This is a genomic window from Zeimonas arvi, from assembly GCF_008039575.1.
GTDB classification, from domain to species: domain Bacteria; phylum Pseudomonadota; class Gammaproteobacteria; order Burkholderiales; family Burkholderiaceae_E; genus Zeimonas; species Zeimonas arvi.
In genome coordinates this window covers 308,463-322,833 of sequence record NZ_VDUY01000004.1, presented here as the reverse complement: position 1 = coordinate 322,833, position 14,371 = coordinate 308,463, and the positions used below count along the sequence as shown (strand labels likewise).

The 14,371-nt window shown below is 69.3% G+C and carries 14 protein-coding genes and 1 tRNA gene; 11 read left to right on the top strand and 4 right to left on the bottom strand.

All coding sequences use genetic code 11. The annotated features are described in order from the left end of the window. Positions 1–21: 21 nt before the first annotated feature. The 8 genes from FHP08_RS11830 (at position 22) to pth (ending at position 7,442) form a co-directional block, all read left to right on the top strand. Complete coding sequence (locus FHP08_RS11830; protein WP_147704654.1) at positions 22–1,914, top strand: tetratricopeptide repeat protein; 1,893 nt, start codon at positions 22–24, stop codon at positions 1,912–1,914. Between the two features lie 13 nt (positions 1,915–1,927). Further along, the gene (locus FHP08_RS11825; RefSeq protein ID WP_147704653.1) at positions 1,928–2,509 is read left to right on the top strand and encodes an outer membrane lipoprotein LolB; all 582 of its coding nucleotides are present in this window, start codon (positions 1,928–1,930) and stop codon (positions 2,507–2,509) included. Positions 2,510–2,521: 12 nt separating this feature from the next. Further along, positions 2,522–3,436 carry a 4-(cytidine 5'-diphospho)-2-C-methyl-D-erythritol kinase gene (gene ispE, locus FHP08_RS11820; protein ID WP_147704652.1) on the top strand — a complete coding sequence of 305 codons (915 nt, stop codon included), beginning with the start codon at positions 2,522–2,524 and terminating at the stop codon, positions 3,434–3,436. Positions 3,437–3,479: 43 nt separating this feature from the next. Then, positions 3,480–3,556 (top strand) — tRNA-Gln (locus FHP08_RS11815). 57 nt (positions 3,557–3,613) lie between these two features. After that, entirely contained in the window at positions 3,614–4,564 is a 951-nt protein-coding gene (locus FHP08_RS11810) for a ribose-phosphate pyrophosphokinase (protein ID WP_147704651.1), read from the top strand. A gap of 146 nt (positions 4,565–4,710) precedes the next feature. Continuing rightward, positions 4,711–5,304 (top strand): 50S ribosomal protein L25/general stress protein Ctc, encoded by a 594-nt coding sequence (locus FHP08_RS11805; protein WP_147704650.1) that lies wholly within the window; start codon positions 4,711–4,713, stop codon positions 5,302–5,304. 322 nt (positions 5,305–5,626) lie between these two features. Further along, positions 5,627–6,853 carry a multidrug effflux MFS transporter gene (locus tag FHP08_RS11800; RefSeq protein WP_147704649.1) on the top strand — a complete coding sequence of 409 codons (1,227 nt, stop codon included), beginning with the start codon at positions 5,627–5,629 and terminating at the stop codon, positions 6,851–6,853. A gap of 1 nt (position 6,854) precedes the next feature. Beyond that, positions 6,855–7,442 (top strand): aminoacyl-tRNA hydrolase, encoded by a 588-nt coding sequence (gene pth, locus FHP08_RS11795; protein ID WP_147704648.1) that lies wholly within the window; start codon positions 6,855–6,857, stop codon positions 7,440–7,442. 16 nt (positions 7,443–7,458) lie between these two features. On the opposite strand, the gene FHP08_RS11790 is transcribed toward pth, so the two are convergent. The 4 genes from FHP08_RS11790 to FHP08_RS11775 form a co-directional block, all read right to left on the bottom strand. Continuing rightward, positions 7,459–8,454, bottom strand: coding sequence for a tripartite tricarboxylate transporter substrate binding protein (locus tag FHP08_RS11790; protein ID WP_147704647.1), 996 nt, complete (start codon positions 8,452–8,454; stop codon positions 7,459–7,461). A gap of 107 nt (positions 8,455–8,561) precedes the next feature. Beyond that, positions 8,562–9,545 (bottom strand): quinone oxidoreductase family protein, encoded by a 984-nt coding sequence (locus tag FHP08_RS11785; RefSeq protein WP_147704646.1) that lies wholly within the window; start codon positions 9,543–9,545, stop codon positions 8,562–8,564. A 4-nt stretch (positions 9,546–9,549) separates the two neighbouring features. Continuing rightward, positions 9,550–10,332: an enoyl-CoA hydratase gene (locus tag FHP08_RS11780; protein ID WP_147704645.1), complete on the bottom strand. Its 783-nt coding sequence runs from the start codon at positions 10,330–10,332 to the stop codon at positions 9,550–9,552. 70 nt (positions 10,333–10,402) lie between these two features. Next, positions 10,403–11,599, bottom strand: coding sequence for a CaiB/BaiF CoA transferase family protein (locus FHP08_RS11775; RefSeq protein ID WP_147704644.1), 1,197 nt, complete (start codon positions 11,597–11,599; stop codon positions 10,403–10,405). A gap of 85 nt (positions 11,600–11,684) precedes the next feature. On the opposite strand from FHP08_RS11775, the gene FHP08_RS11770 reads away from it, so the two are divergent. From FHP08_RS11770 to FHP08_RS11760, 3 genes are all read left to right on the top strand, one after another. Then, entirely contained in the window at positions 11,685–12,341 is a 657-nt protein-coding gene (locus FHP08_RS11770; RefSeq protein WP_147704643.1) for a GntR family transcriptional regulator, read from the top strand. Positions 12,342–12,385: 44 nt separating this feature from the next. Beyond that, positions 12,386–13,192 (top strand): enoyl-CoA hydratase, encoded by an 807-nt coding sequence (locus tag FHP08_RS11765; RefSeq protein ID WP_222707878.1) that lies wholly within the window; start codon positions 12,386–12,388, stop codon positions 13,190–13,192. A gap of 119 nt (positions 13,193–13,311) precedes the next feature. Next, positions 13,312–14,358, top strand: a complete 1,047-nt coding sequence (locus FHP08_RS11760) for an ABC transporter substrate-binding protein (RefSeq protein ID WP_187272277.1) — start codon at positions 13,312–13,314, stop codon at positions 14,356–14,358. Positions 14,359–14,371: the final 13 nt, after the last annotated feature.

Here is a 14,371-nt window from a genome sequence, read left to right as displayed (position 1 = left end):
AATTGAACCTAACATCGCCCCATGAAATCGAAGGCTCCGGCTCGCTCCGGCAATCTCCTCTGTCGGCTCGCGCCGCGCCATTCGACAGCGCTGCTGGCGCTTCCGTTCGCCGTGTTGCTGGCCGGCTGCGCCACGGGTTCCGCCGATCCGGATTCCGCCGCTGCGGGCGCCCCGGCGCCGGTCGCCCGGCAGGAGCGTGCCAACGACGGTCCGGATGCCACGCCCTCCGGGCGCGAGGCGCCGCGCGCCGGCCCGGCCGGCGACCCGCACCAGGCCGACGACGCCGGCCCGATCCCCGAGGTCGAGCTCAGCTCGCAGCTGATGTTCCAGCTGCTCGCATCCGAGATCGCCGCGCAGCGCGGCGAGCTGGCCAGCGCCACCACGACCTACCTGTCGATGGCGCGCCAGACCCGCGATCCGCGCCTGGCGCGGCGGGCCACCGAGATCGCGCTGGCCGAACGCTCGCTCGAGCGGGCCCTGCCCGCGGCGCAGCTCTGGAGCGAGCTCGCGCCGGGCTCCCGGCTGGCGGCACAGACCCTCGAGATGCTGCTGCTGAGCGCCGGCCGGCTGGCCGAAGCCGAACCGTTGCTCGCCGCCCGGCTGGAGCGCGCGCGCACCGAAGGCGGCCTGCCTGAGGCCTACGACGGGCTGCAGCGCGCGCTCGCCAGGGCGAGCGACCGCACCGCCGCGCTGGCAATGCTCGAACGGCTGGCCACCGCCGACGCCGGCGTGCCGCAGGCTCGCCTGGCACTGGCCGCGCAGGCGGCGGCAGCCGGAGACGGCGCCCGCGCCGCCCTCGAGGCCAGGACCGCGGTGGAGCTCGCGCCCGAGGACGAGTCGATCGCCGTGGCAGCCGCCCAGCACATCGCCGAAGGCGAGGCCCGGCCCGACGGCGCGATCGCGCTGCTCCAGGGCTTCGTCGCCCGCAAGCCCGACTCGCTCGAGGCGCGCTTCGCGCTGGCCAGGCTGCTCGCCTCGGCCGAGCGCAACGACGAGGCGCGGGCCCAGTTCGAGGCGGCGCTGAAACAGCAGCCGCAGAACCCGGCGATCCTCTTCTCGCTGGCGCAGCTCGCCTGGCAGGCCAAGCAGCCCGAGGTCGCGGAGTCCTACCTGAAGCGCTACATCGCGCTGCCCGAGGCCGTCCAGCGCAACGACAACCCGGCCTGGCTCTTCCTTGGCCAGATCGCCGAGAACGCCGGCCGGACCGACGAGGCAATCGCCCGCTACGCGAACGTGCGGCGCGGCGAGCAGTTCATGCCGGCGCTGATCCGCCGCGCCCTGCTGGTCGCCCGCCAGGGCCGGCTCGACGACGCGCGCCAGCTGCTGCGCGAGACCACCGTGTCGACCAACCGCGAGCGGGTCCAGCTGATCTCCGCCGAGGCGCAGCTGCTGCGCGAGGGCCGCCGCTACGACGAGGCGCTCGCGTTTCTCGGCAAGTCGCTCGAGCGCCTGCCGGAGAATCCGGACCTGCTCTACGACCACGCAATGGCCGCGGAGCGGGTCGATCGGCTCGACCTGATGGAAGGCAGCCTGCGCAAGCTGATGTCGCTTCGCCCCGACCACGCGCACGCCTACAACGCGCTCGGCTACACCTTCGCCGACCGGAACATCCGCCTCGAGGAGGCCCAGCAGCTGATCGAGAAGGCGCTGGAGCTGCGCCCCGACGACGCCCACATCCTCGACAGCATGGGCTGGGTGCGTTACCGCCGCGGCGACCTGCCCGGCGCCCTCGACTACCTGCGCCGGGCCTGGCAGGCCAGCCCCGAGGCGGAGATCGCGATCCACCTGGGCGAGGTGCTGTGGGTGAGCGGCGAGCGCGACGAGGCCCGGCGCCTGTGGCGCGAAGCCCGCAAGCTCGAGCCCGACAGTGAAACCCTGCGCGACACGCTGGCGCGACTGGGGGCCCAGCTGTGAGGGGCGCCCCGCGATGACCGGCCGACGGGCCGCGCTCGGCTGGCTGGCCGCGCTGCCGCTGCTCGCGGCCGGCTGCGCCACGCCCGGCGCGCCGCCCGCGCCGCTGCCGGTGTCCTTCGAAGCCAGCCGATGGGCCGGGCGCTTCGCGGTCACGATGACCGAGCCCGGCGCCGAGCCACGGGTGGAGCGCGCCAGCGGTCGCTTCGTCATCGAGTCCCGCTCCGGCGCAACGCTGCTCGAACTGTTCTCCCCGCTCGGCCAGACCCTGGCCACCGCCTCGCTGCAAGGCGGCCGTGCCGAGCTGCTCACCTCCGAGGGGCGGCGCTACGAGGCCGCATCGGCCGAGGATCTCACCGAACAGGTCTTCGGCTGGCGAATGCCGGTGGGCGACCTGCCCCGCTGGCTGCGCGGGCGCCTCGCCAACCCCAGCGAGACGTCGGAGGGTCGCCCGGCGGCGGGCACCGAGCGCGGCTGGGCCATCCGGCTCGACGACTGGCGCCCGGCCGGCCCCGCGCGCCTGAACCTGGACTGGCCTGCCGCCCCGAACGGCAGGCTCGAGATCAACCTGAAGCTGATCGTCGACGACGCCTCCTGAGCGCGCCCTTCCATGATCGAAGAACTGCGCAACCTTCCCGCCCCGGCAAAGCTGAACCTGTTCCTGCACGTCACCGGGCGACGGCACGATGGCTACCACCTGCTCGAGACCGTCTTCGACATGGTCGATCTCTGCGACCGGCTCACACTGCGGGTGCGCAACGACGGCGCGCTGATCCGGCGCGACACGCTGCCGGGCGTCACGCCGGAGCAGGACCTCACGGTGCGCGCCGCCCGCCTGCTGGCCGAGGAAACCGGTTGCCGGCTCGGGGTGGACATCGCCATCGACAAGCGCATCCCGATGGGCGCCGGCCTGGGCGGCGGCAGTTCCGATGCCGCCACGATGCTGCTCGGGCTCAACCGCCTGTGGGACCTCCGTCTGACCCGGCGCCAGCTGATGCGGCTCGCCGTCCGGCTCGGCGCCGACGTGCCCTTCTTCGTGTTCGGGCGCACCGCCTACGCCACCGGGATCGGCGAGAAGCTGCAGGCCCTGCCCCTGCCGCCGGCGCTGCACGTGATCGTGGTCCCGCCGGTCCCGGTCTCCACCGCCGGCGTGTTCTCGGCCCCCGATTTGACACGGGATACGAAACCCCTCACAATCTCAGGTCTTTCGCGAGAGAGTTCCGCTCGTCGCGGAAGAAACGACCTCGAGCCCGTCGTCTGCGCTGCCAATCCGGCGGTGGCAGCGGCACTTTCGGCTCTCGGGCAGGCTGCCAAGCATGTCGGTCTCGATGCCGGTTCGGCTCGAATGACAGGCTCCGGGTCCTGCGTGTTTCTTCCGGTACCCGACGAATCGGTCGCGGCCTCGATCCAGCAGGATCTGTCGCGGCGCCGGAACGGCTCGGCCGAGCCGATCGGAGACGTCGTCGTCGCCCGCTCGCTGGCCAGGCATCCGCTCTCGGACTGGGCTTTTGCCCCGGGTGACTGAAACCGGCCGTCAGGCCGGCGAATGCCACCCGCGGTCAGAATGCTGGGGAGTAGCCAAGTTGGTTAAGGCACCGGATTTTGATTCCGGCATGCGAGGGTTCGAATCCTTCCTCCCCAGCCACCTCTCAAAAACCTCGAGTCGACCATGCTTCACGGTTACCGTCGTAACGCCGACGTCGTGAGTCCGGAAGGTCTGATGATCTTCACGGGCAACGCCAACCCGAAACTGGCGGCCGAGGTCGCGAAGCACCTCCAGCTCCAGCTGGGCCGTGCCACCGTCGCACGCTTCTCCGACGGCGAGGTCAACGTCGAGATCCTCGAGAACGTCCGCGGGAAAGACGTCTTCGTCCTGCAGCCCACCTGCGCGCCCACGAACGACAACCTGATGGAGCTGATCCTGATGGTCGACGCGCTCAAGCGCTCGTCGGCCGGCCGGATCACCGCCGCGGTGCCCTACTTCGGCTATGCCCGCCAGGACCGCCGGGTGCGCTCGATGCGCGTCGCGATCAGCGCCAAGGTGGTCGCGAACATGCTCGAGACCGCCGGCGTCGACCGCGTGCTGACCATGGACCTGCATGCCGACCAGATCCAGGGCTTCTTCGACATCCCGGTCGACAACATCTACGCCGCGCCGCTGCTGCTGGCCGACGTGCACCAGCAGCAGTTCGAAGACCTGCTGGTGGTCTCGCCCGACGTGGGCGGCGTGGTGCGCGCCCGCGCGCTGGCCAAGCGGCTCGATTGCGACCTGGCCATCATCGACAAGCGCAGGCCCAAGGCCAACGTGGCCGAGGTGATGAACATCATCGGCGATGTCGCCGGCCGCACCTGCGTGATCATGGACGACATCGTCGACACCGCGAACACGCTGGTCAAGGGCGCCGCGGCGCTCAAGGCGCACGGCGCCGAGCGGGTGATCGCCTACTGCACGCACGCAGTGCTGTCGGGCGGCGCGATCGCCCGGATCGGTGACCCGGCCCTCGACGAGCTGGTCGTCGTCGACACGATCCCGCTGTCCGATGCGGCGCGCGAGTGCGGCAAGATCCGCCAGCTGTCCTGCGCGCAACTGATGGCCGAGACCATCCTGCGGATCAACCGGGCGGACTCGGTGTCCTCGCTCTTCGTTGACTGATTCCCGGCGATCGCGGCAGGCCCCGGGCGGGGCCTGAGCGACCGCTCCCGATTTTTTGGCGTCCGGCGCCTCGCGGCTGCCGGACAATTCGAGACGCCCCGTCGTTCTGGTCGCGGACCCGGGGCAAACATTGAAAGGAAATGACGATGAAAGTCGTTGCAACATCCCGCAAGGAGCAGGGTTCGAGTGCGAGCCGCCGCCTGCGCCGTGCCGGTCAGGTCCCCGGAATCGTCTACGGCGGAAACGTCGAGCCGACCGCGGTCGCGATCGAGCACAATCCGCTGTATCACTCGCTGCGCGTCGAGGCCTTCCACTCGTCGATCCTCGACATGGAGCTCGACGGCAAGACCGTGCAGGTACTGCTGCGCGACGTCCAGTGGCACCCGTACAAGCCGCTGGTCATGCACATCGATTTCCAGCGAGTCGCCGCCGGCGAACGGATCACCATGAAGGTGCCGCTGCACTTCGTGAACCAGGATATCTCCCCGGCGGTCAAGCTGTCGGCGGCGATCGTGGGCCACGTGGTCAACGAGATCGAGATCACCTGCCTGCCCAAGGATCTGCCGAGCTTCATCGAGGTCGACCTGTCGAACCTGGAAACCACCCAGACCGTCCACGCCAGCGACATCAAGCTGCCGGCCGGCGTGAGCCTGGCGCAGCATGGCGGCGAGAATCCCGCCATCGTGACCGTCACCGTCCCGGCTGGCGCCAAGGGCGAGGAAGGCGAGGAAGCGAAGTAATCCGGAACCTGCACGGCCGGCACTGCTCGCGCAACCGGCCGCGCAACGCGGAAAATGGCGCCGCCGGCACGGGGCGCCCAGGGCCTGTTCACACTCCGATCGTCCCTGCGCCAAGGCCTTCAAGACGGCCAGACGAGGCGCCGGCGACGCGCGTGGCGGTGCCACGCAAGGAGCCGGTAACGATGGATGGCCGTCTTGAAGGCCTTGGCCCGAAGGGTGAGCCCCGAAAGCGCGCGCACTCGGGGCTCACGCAGGGACGATCGGAGTGTGAACAGGCCCTCGGGGCCCGGCTTGTTCCGGGCCCTTTTCATTTGGACCGACGATGAACCCTGAAGCAGACCGACTCTGGCGCGGGCCGCGCTGGGCCCTGGCCGCCCTGCTCGCCACACTGGGCATGCTCGGGCCGTTCTCGATCGACACCTACCTGCCGGCCTTCTCCGGCATCGCGGCCTCGATCGGCGCCACGCCGGTCGAGATGCAGCAGACGCTGTCGGCCTACCTGTTCGGCTTCGCGCTGATGAACCTCTTCCACGGCGCGCTGTCCGACAGCTTCGGCAGGCGCCCGGTGGTGCTGGTCGCGGTCGCCGTCTTCGCGGCGGCGTCGGTCGGCTGCGCGCTCGCCTCGGGGATCGGGCAGCTGGTCTTCTTCCGCACGCTGCAAGGGCTCTCGGCCGGCGCCGGCATGGTGGTCTCGCGCGCGGTGATCCGCGACATGTTCCCGCCCGCCGACGCGCAGCGCGTGATGTCTCAGGTCACGATCTACTTCGGCGTGGCGCCGGCGATCGCGCCGATCATCGGCGGCTGGCTCTTCGTGCACGCGGACTGGCACACGATCTTCTGGTTCCTGGCGGCGATCGCCGCGACGCTTTGGCTGTCGGTCTGGCGCTTCCTGCCCGAGACCCTGCACCACAGCCAGAAGCAGCCCTTCGAGGCCGGCCACCTGTTCCGCGGCTACCTGCAGCTCGGCGCCGACCCGCGCTTCATCCTGCTGGCGCTGGCCAGCGGCGTTCCCTTCAACGGGCTCTTCCTCTACGTGCTGTCGGCGCCCGCCTTCCTGGGCGGGCACCTGGGGCTGGGCCCCACCGAATTCTTCTGGTTCTTCGTGCTCACGATCAGCGGGATCATGGGCGGCGCCTGGGTCAGCGGGCGCATGGCGGGACGAATCCCCAGGCGGCGCCAGGTGCGCCACGGCTTCGTCATCATGTTCGCGATGGCCAGCGTCAACCTGATCGCGAACCTGCTGTTCGATCCCCACGTGTCGTGGGCGCTGATCCCGATCGCGCTCTTTGCCTTCGGCTGGTCGCTGAACGTGCCGGTGGTCACGCTGATGGTGCTGGACCTCTACCCGGCCCGGCGCGGCATGGCTTCTTCGCTGCAGTCCTTCGTGGCCAGCGCGGCCAACGGCGTGGTGGCCGGCGTCATCGCGCCGATGGTCATGCACTCGACCGTTGCCATGGCCTGGATGGCACTGGCGATGCTGGGCGTCGGGCTCGGCGCCTGGCTCTGGCTCCGGCACCGCTGGCCGGACACGATCCGCCTCGAGGGTTGAGATGAACGGAATACGGATGATCGTGGGCCTCGGCAACCCCGGGCCCGAGCACGAAGAGGACCGGCACAACGCCGGCTTCTGGTTCGTGGAGGCCGTGGCCCGCGCCCACGGCGGAAGCTTCTCGAACGAAACGAAGTTCTTCGGCCGGGTCGCCCGCGCTCGCATCGGCCACGAGCAGGTCTGGCTGCTCGAGCCCACGACCTACATGAACCGATCCGGCCTCGCGGTCGCCGCGCTGGCGGGCTTCTACCGGATCGCGCCCGAGCAGATCCTGGTCGCACACGACGAGCTCGACCTGCTGCCCGGCCAGGTCAAGCTCAAGCAGGGCGGTGGCAGCGCCGGCCACAACGGCCTGAAGGACATCACGGCCAGGCTGGGCGGCCCGGGCTTCTGGCGCCTGCGCCTGGGGATCGGCCACCCGCGCAGCCTCCAGCTGAACCAGCAGGTGGCCGACTTCGTGCTGCACCGGCCGGGCCGCGACGACCGGCAGGCGATCGACGAGCAGATCGATCGCGCGCTCGCCTGCCTGCCCGACGCGGTGGCCGGGCACTTCGAGGCCGCCACGATGAAGCTGCACACCCGGGGCTGAGCACCCGGGGGCGCGGTCAGGCGAAGCTGATGTTCGCGTCGCGGATCACCTTGCCCCACTTGTCGTAGTCGGCGCGGATTCGCGCCGCGAAGGCATCCGGGCTGCTTGCCGCCGGCTCGTAGCCCTGCTTGCGGATCGCTTCCTGCACCGCCGGCTCGGCGAGCGCCGCGTTCAGGGCGGCGTTCACCTTCGCCACGATCTCCGCCGGCAGCTTTGCCGGCCCGACGAGCGCGAACCAGACGCTGGCCTCGAAGCCCGGCAGGCCCTGCTCGGCCACCGTGGGCACCTTGGGCAGCGCCGATGCGCGGGTCGACGAGGTCACCGCGATCGCCTTGATCTTGCCGGTGTTCACGTGGGGAATGGCGGTGGCCATCGACGAAAAGAGCAGCGGCACCTGGCCGCCCACCAGGTCGGCAACCGCCTGGCTGCCTCCCTTGTAGGGCACGTGCGTCATCCGGGTGTTCGTCATCGACTGGAACAGCTCGGCGGCCAGGTGGCCCGCACCGCCGATCCCGGAGGTGCCGTAGCCCAGCGCACCCGGCTTCGCCTTCGCCTCGGCGATCAGCTCCTGCACGGTGTTCGCCTTGACCGACGGATGCGCGACGAGCAGGGTGCCGCCGTCGCAGGCCATGCCGATCGGGGTGAAGCTCGCGAACGGGTCGTACCCGAGCTTCTTGCCGTTCGGCAGGATGGTCATCGGGCCGGAATCGATGAAGTGCAGGGTGTAGCCGTCCGAGGGCGCCTTGGAAGTGAAGTCGGCCGCGATCGTGGCACCGGCGCCCGGCTTGTAGTCGAAGAGCAGCGGCTGGCCGAGCATCGCCTGCATCTTCGGCTCGAGCGGGCGCGCGGTGCCGTCGGCCGCGCCGCCCGGCGGATAGCCGAGCACGATCCTGATCGGCTTGTCCGGCCAGGCCCGGGACTGCGCGAACACGCGGCCCATCGCGCCCGCCAGCGGCAGGCCGAGCGCCGCGGCGAGCACCCGCCGGCGATTGTCGTACGTTCGATCTGTCATCTTCTGTCTCCTTCCCGGGCTCGGGACACGTTGGCTCGTCAAAGGGGTCGGGAACGCATCGCTGCAAGACGCTGCCGCGAGCGAAGTCGGGGGTTCCACACGGGCGCTCAGGGCTCGAGCAGGACGGCGCCGCTCAGCGTCCGCCCTTCGAGCAAGGCGTGGGCGCGGGCCGCCTCGCGCAGCGGCAGCTTCGCCGCGATGTCGATCCTGAGCGTGCGGTCGGCGAGCAACTCGAAGAACTCGCGCGACGCGGTCTCGAGGTCGCTGCGCTTCGCGATCCAGGTCCGCAGGGTCGGCCGGCATACCGACAGCGACTTGCTGTGCAGCCGCTGCAGGGGGAAGGGCTCCACCTGCCCGGACGCCGTCCCGTAGTTGATCGCGATGCCCATCGGCCTGAGGCAGTCGAGCGAACCCATGAAGGTGTCGCGGCCGACCGAGTCGTAGACCACCGGAACGCCTTCGCCGCCGGTGATCTGCATCGTCTCGGCGACGAAATCCTGTCGGCTGTAGACGATCGGGTGATCGCAGCCGAGTCCCCGCACGAACTCGGCCTTTGCGTCGGTGCCCACCGTGCCGATCACGACCGCACCCAGCCGTTTCGCCCATTGGACCATCAATTGTCCGACGCCGCCCGCGGCCGCATGCACCAGCACCGTGTCGCCGGGCCTGACGACGTAGAGCCGCTTGAGCAGGTAGTGGCAGGTCAGGCCTCGAAGGTAGGAGGCCGCGACGACATCGTCGTCGAGCACGTCGGGCACGCGGATCAGTCGATCTGCCGGCAGCACCCGGCTCGCCATGTAGCTGCCGATGCCGACGTTCGCGTGCGTCACGCGATCGCCCACCGAGAGTCCGTCCACGCCCGGGCCCACCTGCTCGACGACACCATTGGCCTGCACGCCCGGAATGAAGGGCGGCACCGGACCGTCGCCGTGCAGCTGGCCCACCCGGTGATAGACGTCGACGAAGTTCACGCCGATGCCCGTGTGCCGCACCAGCACCTCCCCGGCGCCCGGCGCGGCGATCTCGATCTCGCCCGCCTCGAGCACCTCAGGAGGCCCGAAGCGGGTGATCCGTACGCAGGCGGTCTTCATGGCCTCAGGCGCCCTTGAACTCGGGCTTGCGCTTCTCCATGAAGGCGCGGGTGCCCTCGCGATAGTCCTCGCTGACCATGCACGCCGCGATCGCGGCTTCGGCTGCGGCCATGTCGCGATCGCCGGGGTCGCGGATCAGCTGGTTGACCGTCTTCTTGAGCGCGCGCAGCGTGAGCGGCGCGTTCTCGGCCACGTTGGCACACCACTCGTCGACCATCTGGTCGAAGCTCTCGGCCGGCGCCGTGCGGCTCACGAAGCCCATCTTCACCGCCTCTTCGGCGCCGAAGATGCGCGCCGAGAAGAAGATGTCCATGGTGTTCTGCAGCCCGAACACGTCGAGGAAGCGGCGCACGCCGATCGCGTTGTAACCCAGGCCGAGCCGGCCCGCCGGCATCCGGAAGCGCGCGTCGTCACGCGCGAAACGGATGTCGCAGGCCGCCGCGAGGCCAAGCCCGCCGCCGAAGCAGATGCCGCGGATCTTCGCGATGACCGGCTTGCTGCAGCGGGTCGGCGCCACGTAGGCGGCTTCCACCGAATCGCCGTACCTGTCCTTGCGCTCCTCGCCGCTGCGCTCGGTCTCGAACTGCGAGATGTCCGCGCCCGACACGAAGGCCTTGTCGCCGTCGCCCTCGATGACGACCAGCCTCACCTCGGGGTCGGCATCGTGCTGCTCGAGCGCCTTGGGCAGCGCCGCCCACATGTCGGTGGACATCGCGTTGTACTTGGCGGGGTTCGAGATGATGACGCGGCCGATCGGGCCGTCGCGCCTGACGATCAATTCGGGCATTGCTTTCTCCAGTGTTCGTTCGTGTTGTTCCGGCTCGTTCGGAAATTCTTCCGCACGAGCCGGGCGTTCGCTAGATCACGCCTTCGGCGCGCATCCGAGCGATCCCGGCGTCGTCGTAGCCGGCCTCGCGCAGGATCTCGTCGGTCTGCTCGCCCCAGTAGGGCGCGGCGGTGGCGACCGCCGCCGGCGTGCGCGACAGCGTCACCGGCTGGGTGATCACACGGATCGGCTTGCCGTCCGAGGTGTGTGTTTCCTCGACCACGCCGAGGTGCCGGATCTGCTCGTCCTCGACCATCTGCGGCACCGTGTACACCGGCCCGCAGGGGACCCCTGCGGCATTCAGCGTGTCGACCCAGTGGCCGACAGTGTTCGTGGCGAACACCTCGTCGAGCGCGGCATTGAGCCGGGCCCGGTTCTTCACGCGCAGCTTCTCGTTGGCCCAGTCCGGCTCGTCGACCCACTCGGGCCGGCCGATCGTGTTGCACAGCCTGACCCAGGTGCCCTGCCCCGACGCGCCCAGGTTCAGCTCGCCGTCGGCGGCGCGGAACATCCCCATCGGCGAGCTGGTCGGGTGGTCGTTGCCCGCGCGCAGGGGCTCGTCGCCCTCGTTCAGGTAGCGCGCGACCTGGAAGTCCATCATGGCCACCTGCGAGTGCAGCAGCGATGCGTGCACCCACTGGCCCTCGCCCGAGCGCTCGCGCTCGCGCAGCGCCACCAGGATGCCGATCGCCGCGTACAGGCCGGTGCTCGAGTCGGCCACCGCGATGCCGGCGCGGATCGGCCCGGTCTCGGGAAAACCGGTCACCGCCATCAGGCCGCCCATGCCCTGGACGATCTGGTCGAATCCCGGGCGCTTCGCATAGGGGCCGTCCTGGCCGAAACCCGAGATGCTCGCCAGGATGATCCGCGGATTGATCGCCTTCAGCGACGCGTAGTCCACCCCGAGTCGTGCCTTGACGTCGGGCCGCCAGTTCTCGACCACGATGTCGGCATCCTTCACCAGCCGCTTGAACACCTCCAGCCCCTCGGGCTTCTTCAGGTTCAGCGTCAGCGCCCGCTTGTTGCGGTTGAGGTTCTGGAAGTCGCCGCCCAGACGATTGCCGGCGAACATGCCCTCGTTCGGATCCACGCCCGGCGGCGGCTCGATGCGGATCACGTCGGCGCCGAAGTCGGCGAGCATGCGCACGCAGGTGGGGCCGGCCCGCACCCGGGAGAGGTCCAGCACACGCAGGCCCTCGAGCGCGCCCGACGCAGTGATCTTCGCCATTCCCCTCACTCCTTGTATGCGGTGAGACTTTATAAATATATTTTTAAAGATTGACAATATTCAGAGGATGAAATAAAAAATTCGGATGAAGGCCAGCGAGCGAATCCGGAACAGCATCGAGTCGCAGATCCGCAGCGGCGCGTTGCTGCCGGGCGACCCGGTGGACGAAGAGCGGCTGATGACGGAGTTCGGGGTCTCCCGCACGCCGGTTCGCGAAGCGCTCCTGCAGTTGCGTGCCGCCGACATGGTGACCGCGTTGCCACGCGGCGGCGCAGTGGTGTCCAAGCTCGATGTGTCGCAGCTCTTCGCCATGTGGGAACTGCTCGCCGACCTCGAAGGCCTGGCCGCCCGCTATGCTTGCGCCCGGATGTCGAAGCCGGAGCGCCAGGCGCTGTCCGACCTGCACCACGAGGCCGAGGCGGTGGTCGGGGCCGACGACGAACGGGGCTGGGAACAGGCCAACATGCGCTTTCACGAGCTGATCTACGCAGGCGCCCGCAATCCCTACCTGCGCCAGGAGATCCTGCGCATGCGCACGCGGACCCAGGCCTATCGCCGGCACGCATTCAGCGCGGTCGTCAGGCTGCGGGTCTCCTACGACGGCCACTCCCGGATCGTCGACGCCATCCTGCGCAACGACTGCGAAACCGCGGCAAGGGAGGGCTTCTCGCACCTGAACCCGGGCGGCTCGCCACTCGTCAGCGACCTGCTGATGAAGTTGCCCCGGGAACTGCTGGATTGACCCCGCCCCGGGGCGCAAGAAGAAGAGAACGAGAGGAGACGACGATGAACGCAGCCGGGATTTCCCGCACCGAGAAGATGATCGCCCGCAAGGACGGCCCGATCGGCTGGATCGTGTTCAACAACCCGGCTCGCCGCAACGCGGTCTCGGTCGACATGTGGGAGGCGCTGGCCGAGATCGTCGACGACTATGCCCGCGACCCGGCGATCCGCGTGATCGTCGCGCGCGGCGCCGGCGGCAAGGCCTTCGTGTCGGGCGCCGACATCTCCGAGTTCGAGCAGAAGCGCTCCACGCCCGAGAGCACCGAGGCCTACCGCCGGATCTCCGAGCGCGGCGGCGAGGCCCTTCGCCTGGTCGGCAAGCCCACGATCGCCATGATCGAGGGCTTCTGCATCGGCGGCGGCGTCTCGCTGGCGCTGTCCTGCGACCTGCGCATCGCCGCCGAGAGCGCGCGCTTCGGCGTGCCGGCCGCGCGCCTCGGCCTGGGCTACGAGCTGCCCGGCGTGAAGAAGCTGGTCGACGTGGTCGGCCCGGCCTTCGCGAAGGAGATCTTCTTCACGGCCCGCCAGTTCAATGCGGCCGAGGCGCTGCAGATGGGCCTGATCAACCGCATGGTGGCAGACGAGCAGCTCGAGGCCTATGTCGCCGACCATGCGCGAATGATCGCGGCCAATGCGCCCCTGACGGTGGCCTCGATCAAGACGATCGTCGGCGAGGCGCTGAAGGACGAGTCGGAGCGCGACGAGGCGCTCTGCGACCGCGTCGTCGATGCATGCTTCAACAGCGAGGACTACGTCGAGGGCCGCCGCGCCTTCATGGAGAAGCGCCCGGCGGCCTTCAAGGGCCGCTGAGCGCACAGTGCCACGCACCGTCGGCCCGCCCAGCCGGCAAGGTGTTCGTTTCCGGGCAAACCCGGGCACCCAGAAGCCGCACAGAGCTTCGCCCACGACATCGAGATGGAGGAGTCACCATGAAACTGCGGATCCGCACCCTGCTCGCGGCCACCTGCGCGGCCCTCGGCCTCTCGGCCGGAAGCGCCGGCGCGCAGATGGCCGACTGGGAGGCCAAGCTCTACGAGGCCGCCAAGGCGGAGAAGGAATTCACCGTCTACACCGCCCACTACAACACCGAGGAGATCGCGAACCTCTGCTCGGTGTTCGAGAAGAAGTATCCGGGCGTGAAGTGCAATTTCGTGCGCACCACCGCGCAAGTGGCCTTCCAGCGCCTGCAGCAGGACCTGAAGGCGAACCGCCCGGTGGCCTCCGTGTTCAGCAGCACCGACGTCAGCCACTACCCGGCGCTTCGCAAGATGGACGCGCTGATGCAGTACAAGCCGCACAACCTCGTGAAGATGGTCGACTCGCTGAAGGAGTACAGCGACCCCGAGCATTACTCGGTGACCACCGCCGCCGCGCTGATGCTGATCACCTACAACTCCGATCTGGTCAAGGAAGCCGACGCGCCCAAGAACTGGCCCGACCTGCTCGACCCGAAGTGGAAGGACAAGGTCTCGATCGGTCACCCGGCCTTCAGCGGCTACGTCGGCACCTGGGTGGTGCTGATGCGCAAGCTCTATGGCTGGGAGTACTTCGAGAAGCTCGAGAAGAACAATCCGCAGATCGGCCGCTCGGTCAACGATACCGTCACCATGCTCAACGCCAAGGAGCGCTGGGTCGCCGCCGGCCCCGAGGCGACCACCCTGCTCAGCCGCGACAAGGGCAACCCGCTGGCGGTCGTCTACCCGACCGACGGCGCGCTGCTGATGGTGTCGCCGAGCTCGGTGCTGGCCAATGCGCCTTCGCCCAACGCGGGCAAGCTGTTCATCGAGTTCCTGCTCGACAAGGAGGCCGCCGAGGCCCAGGTCAAGAGCCACTCCTTGTCGGTGATCAAGGGCATCGCGGTCGGCCCGGGCAAGAAGCCGCTCGAGCAGATCAAGGTCGTCCGCCCGACCGAGGAAGAGATCGCCAAGGGCATCCCCGAAGTGAAGGAGAAGTTCCGCGACACCTTCGGGATCTGATCGCGCGCGCCCC

Coding starts and splice junctions, on each gene's coding strand:
- FHP08_RS11830 (WP_147704654.1), top strand. CDS start 22: ATGAAATCGAAGGCTCCGGCTCGCTCCGGCAATCTCCTCTGTCGGCTC.
- FHP08_RS11825 (WP_147704653.1), top strand. CDS start 1,928: ATGACCGGCCGACGGGCCGCGCTCGGCTGGCTGGCCGCGCTGCCGCTG.
- ispE (WP_147704652.1), top strand. CDS start 2,522: ATGATCGAAGAACTGCGCAACCTTCCCGCCCCGGCAAAGCTGAACCTG.
- FHP08_RS11805 (WP_147704650.1), top strand. CDS start 4,711: ATGAAAGTCGTTGCAACATCCCGCAAGGAGCAGGGTTCGAGTGCGAGC.
- FHP08_RS11800 (WP_147704649.1), top strand. CDS start 5,627: ATGAACCCTGAAGCAGACCGACTCTGGCGCGGGCCGCGCTGGGCCCTG.
- pth (WP_147704648.1), top strand. CDS start 6,855: ATGAACGGAATACGGATGATCGTGGGCCTCGGCAACCCCGGGCCCGAG.
- FHP08_RS11790 (WP_147704647.1), bottom strand. CDS start 8,454: ATGACAGATCGAACGTACGACAATCGCCGGCGGGTGCTCGCCGCGGCG.
- FHP08_RS11785 (WP_147704646.1), bottom strand. CDS start 9,545: ATGAAGACCGCCTGCGTACGGATCACCCGCTTCGGGCCTCCTGAGGTG.
- FHP08_RS11780 (WP_147704645.1), bottom strand. CDS start 10,332: ATGCCCGAATTGATCGTCAGGCGCGACGGCCCGATCGGCCGCGTCATC.
- FHP08_RS11775 (WP_147704644.1), bottom strand. CDS start 11,599: ATGGCGAAGATCACTGCGTCGGGCGCGCTCGAGGGCCTGCGTGTGCTG.
- FHP08_RS11770 (WP_147704643.1), top strand. CDS start 11,685: ATGAAGGCCAGCGAGCGAATCCGGAACAGCATCGAGTCGCAGATCCGC.
- FHP08_RS11765 (WP_222707878.1), top strand. CDS start 12,386: ATGAACGCAGCCGGGATTTCCCGCACCGAGAAGATGATCGCCCGCAAG.
- FHP08_RS11760 (WP_187272277.1), top strand. CDS start 13,312: ATGAAACTGCGGATCCGCACCCTGCTCGCGGCCACCTGCGCGGCCCTC.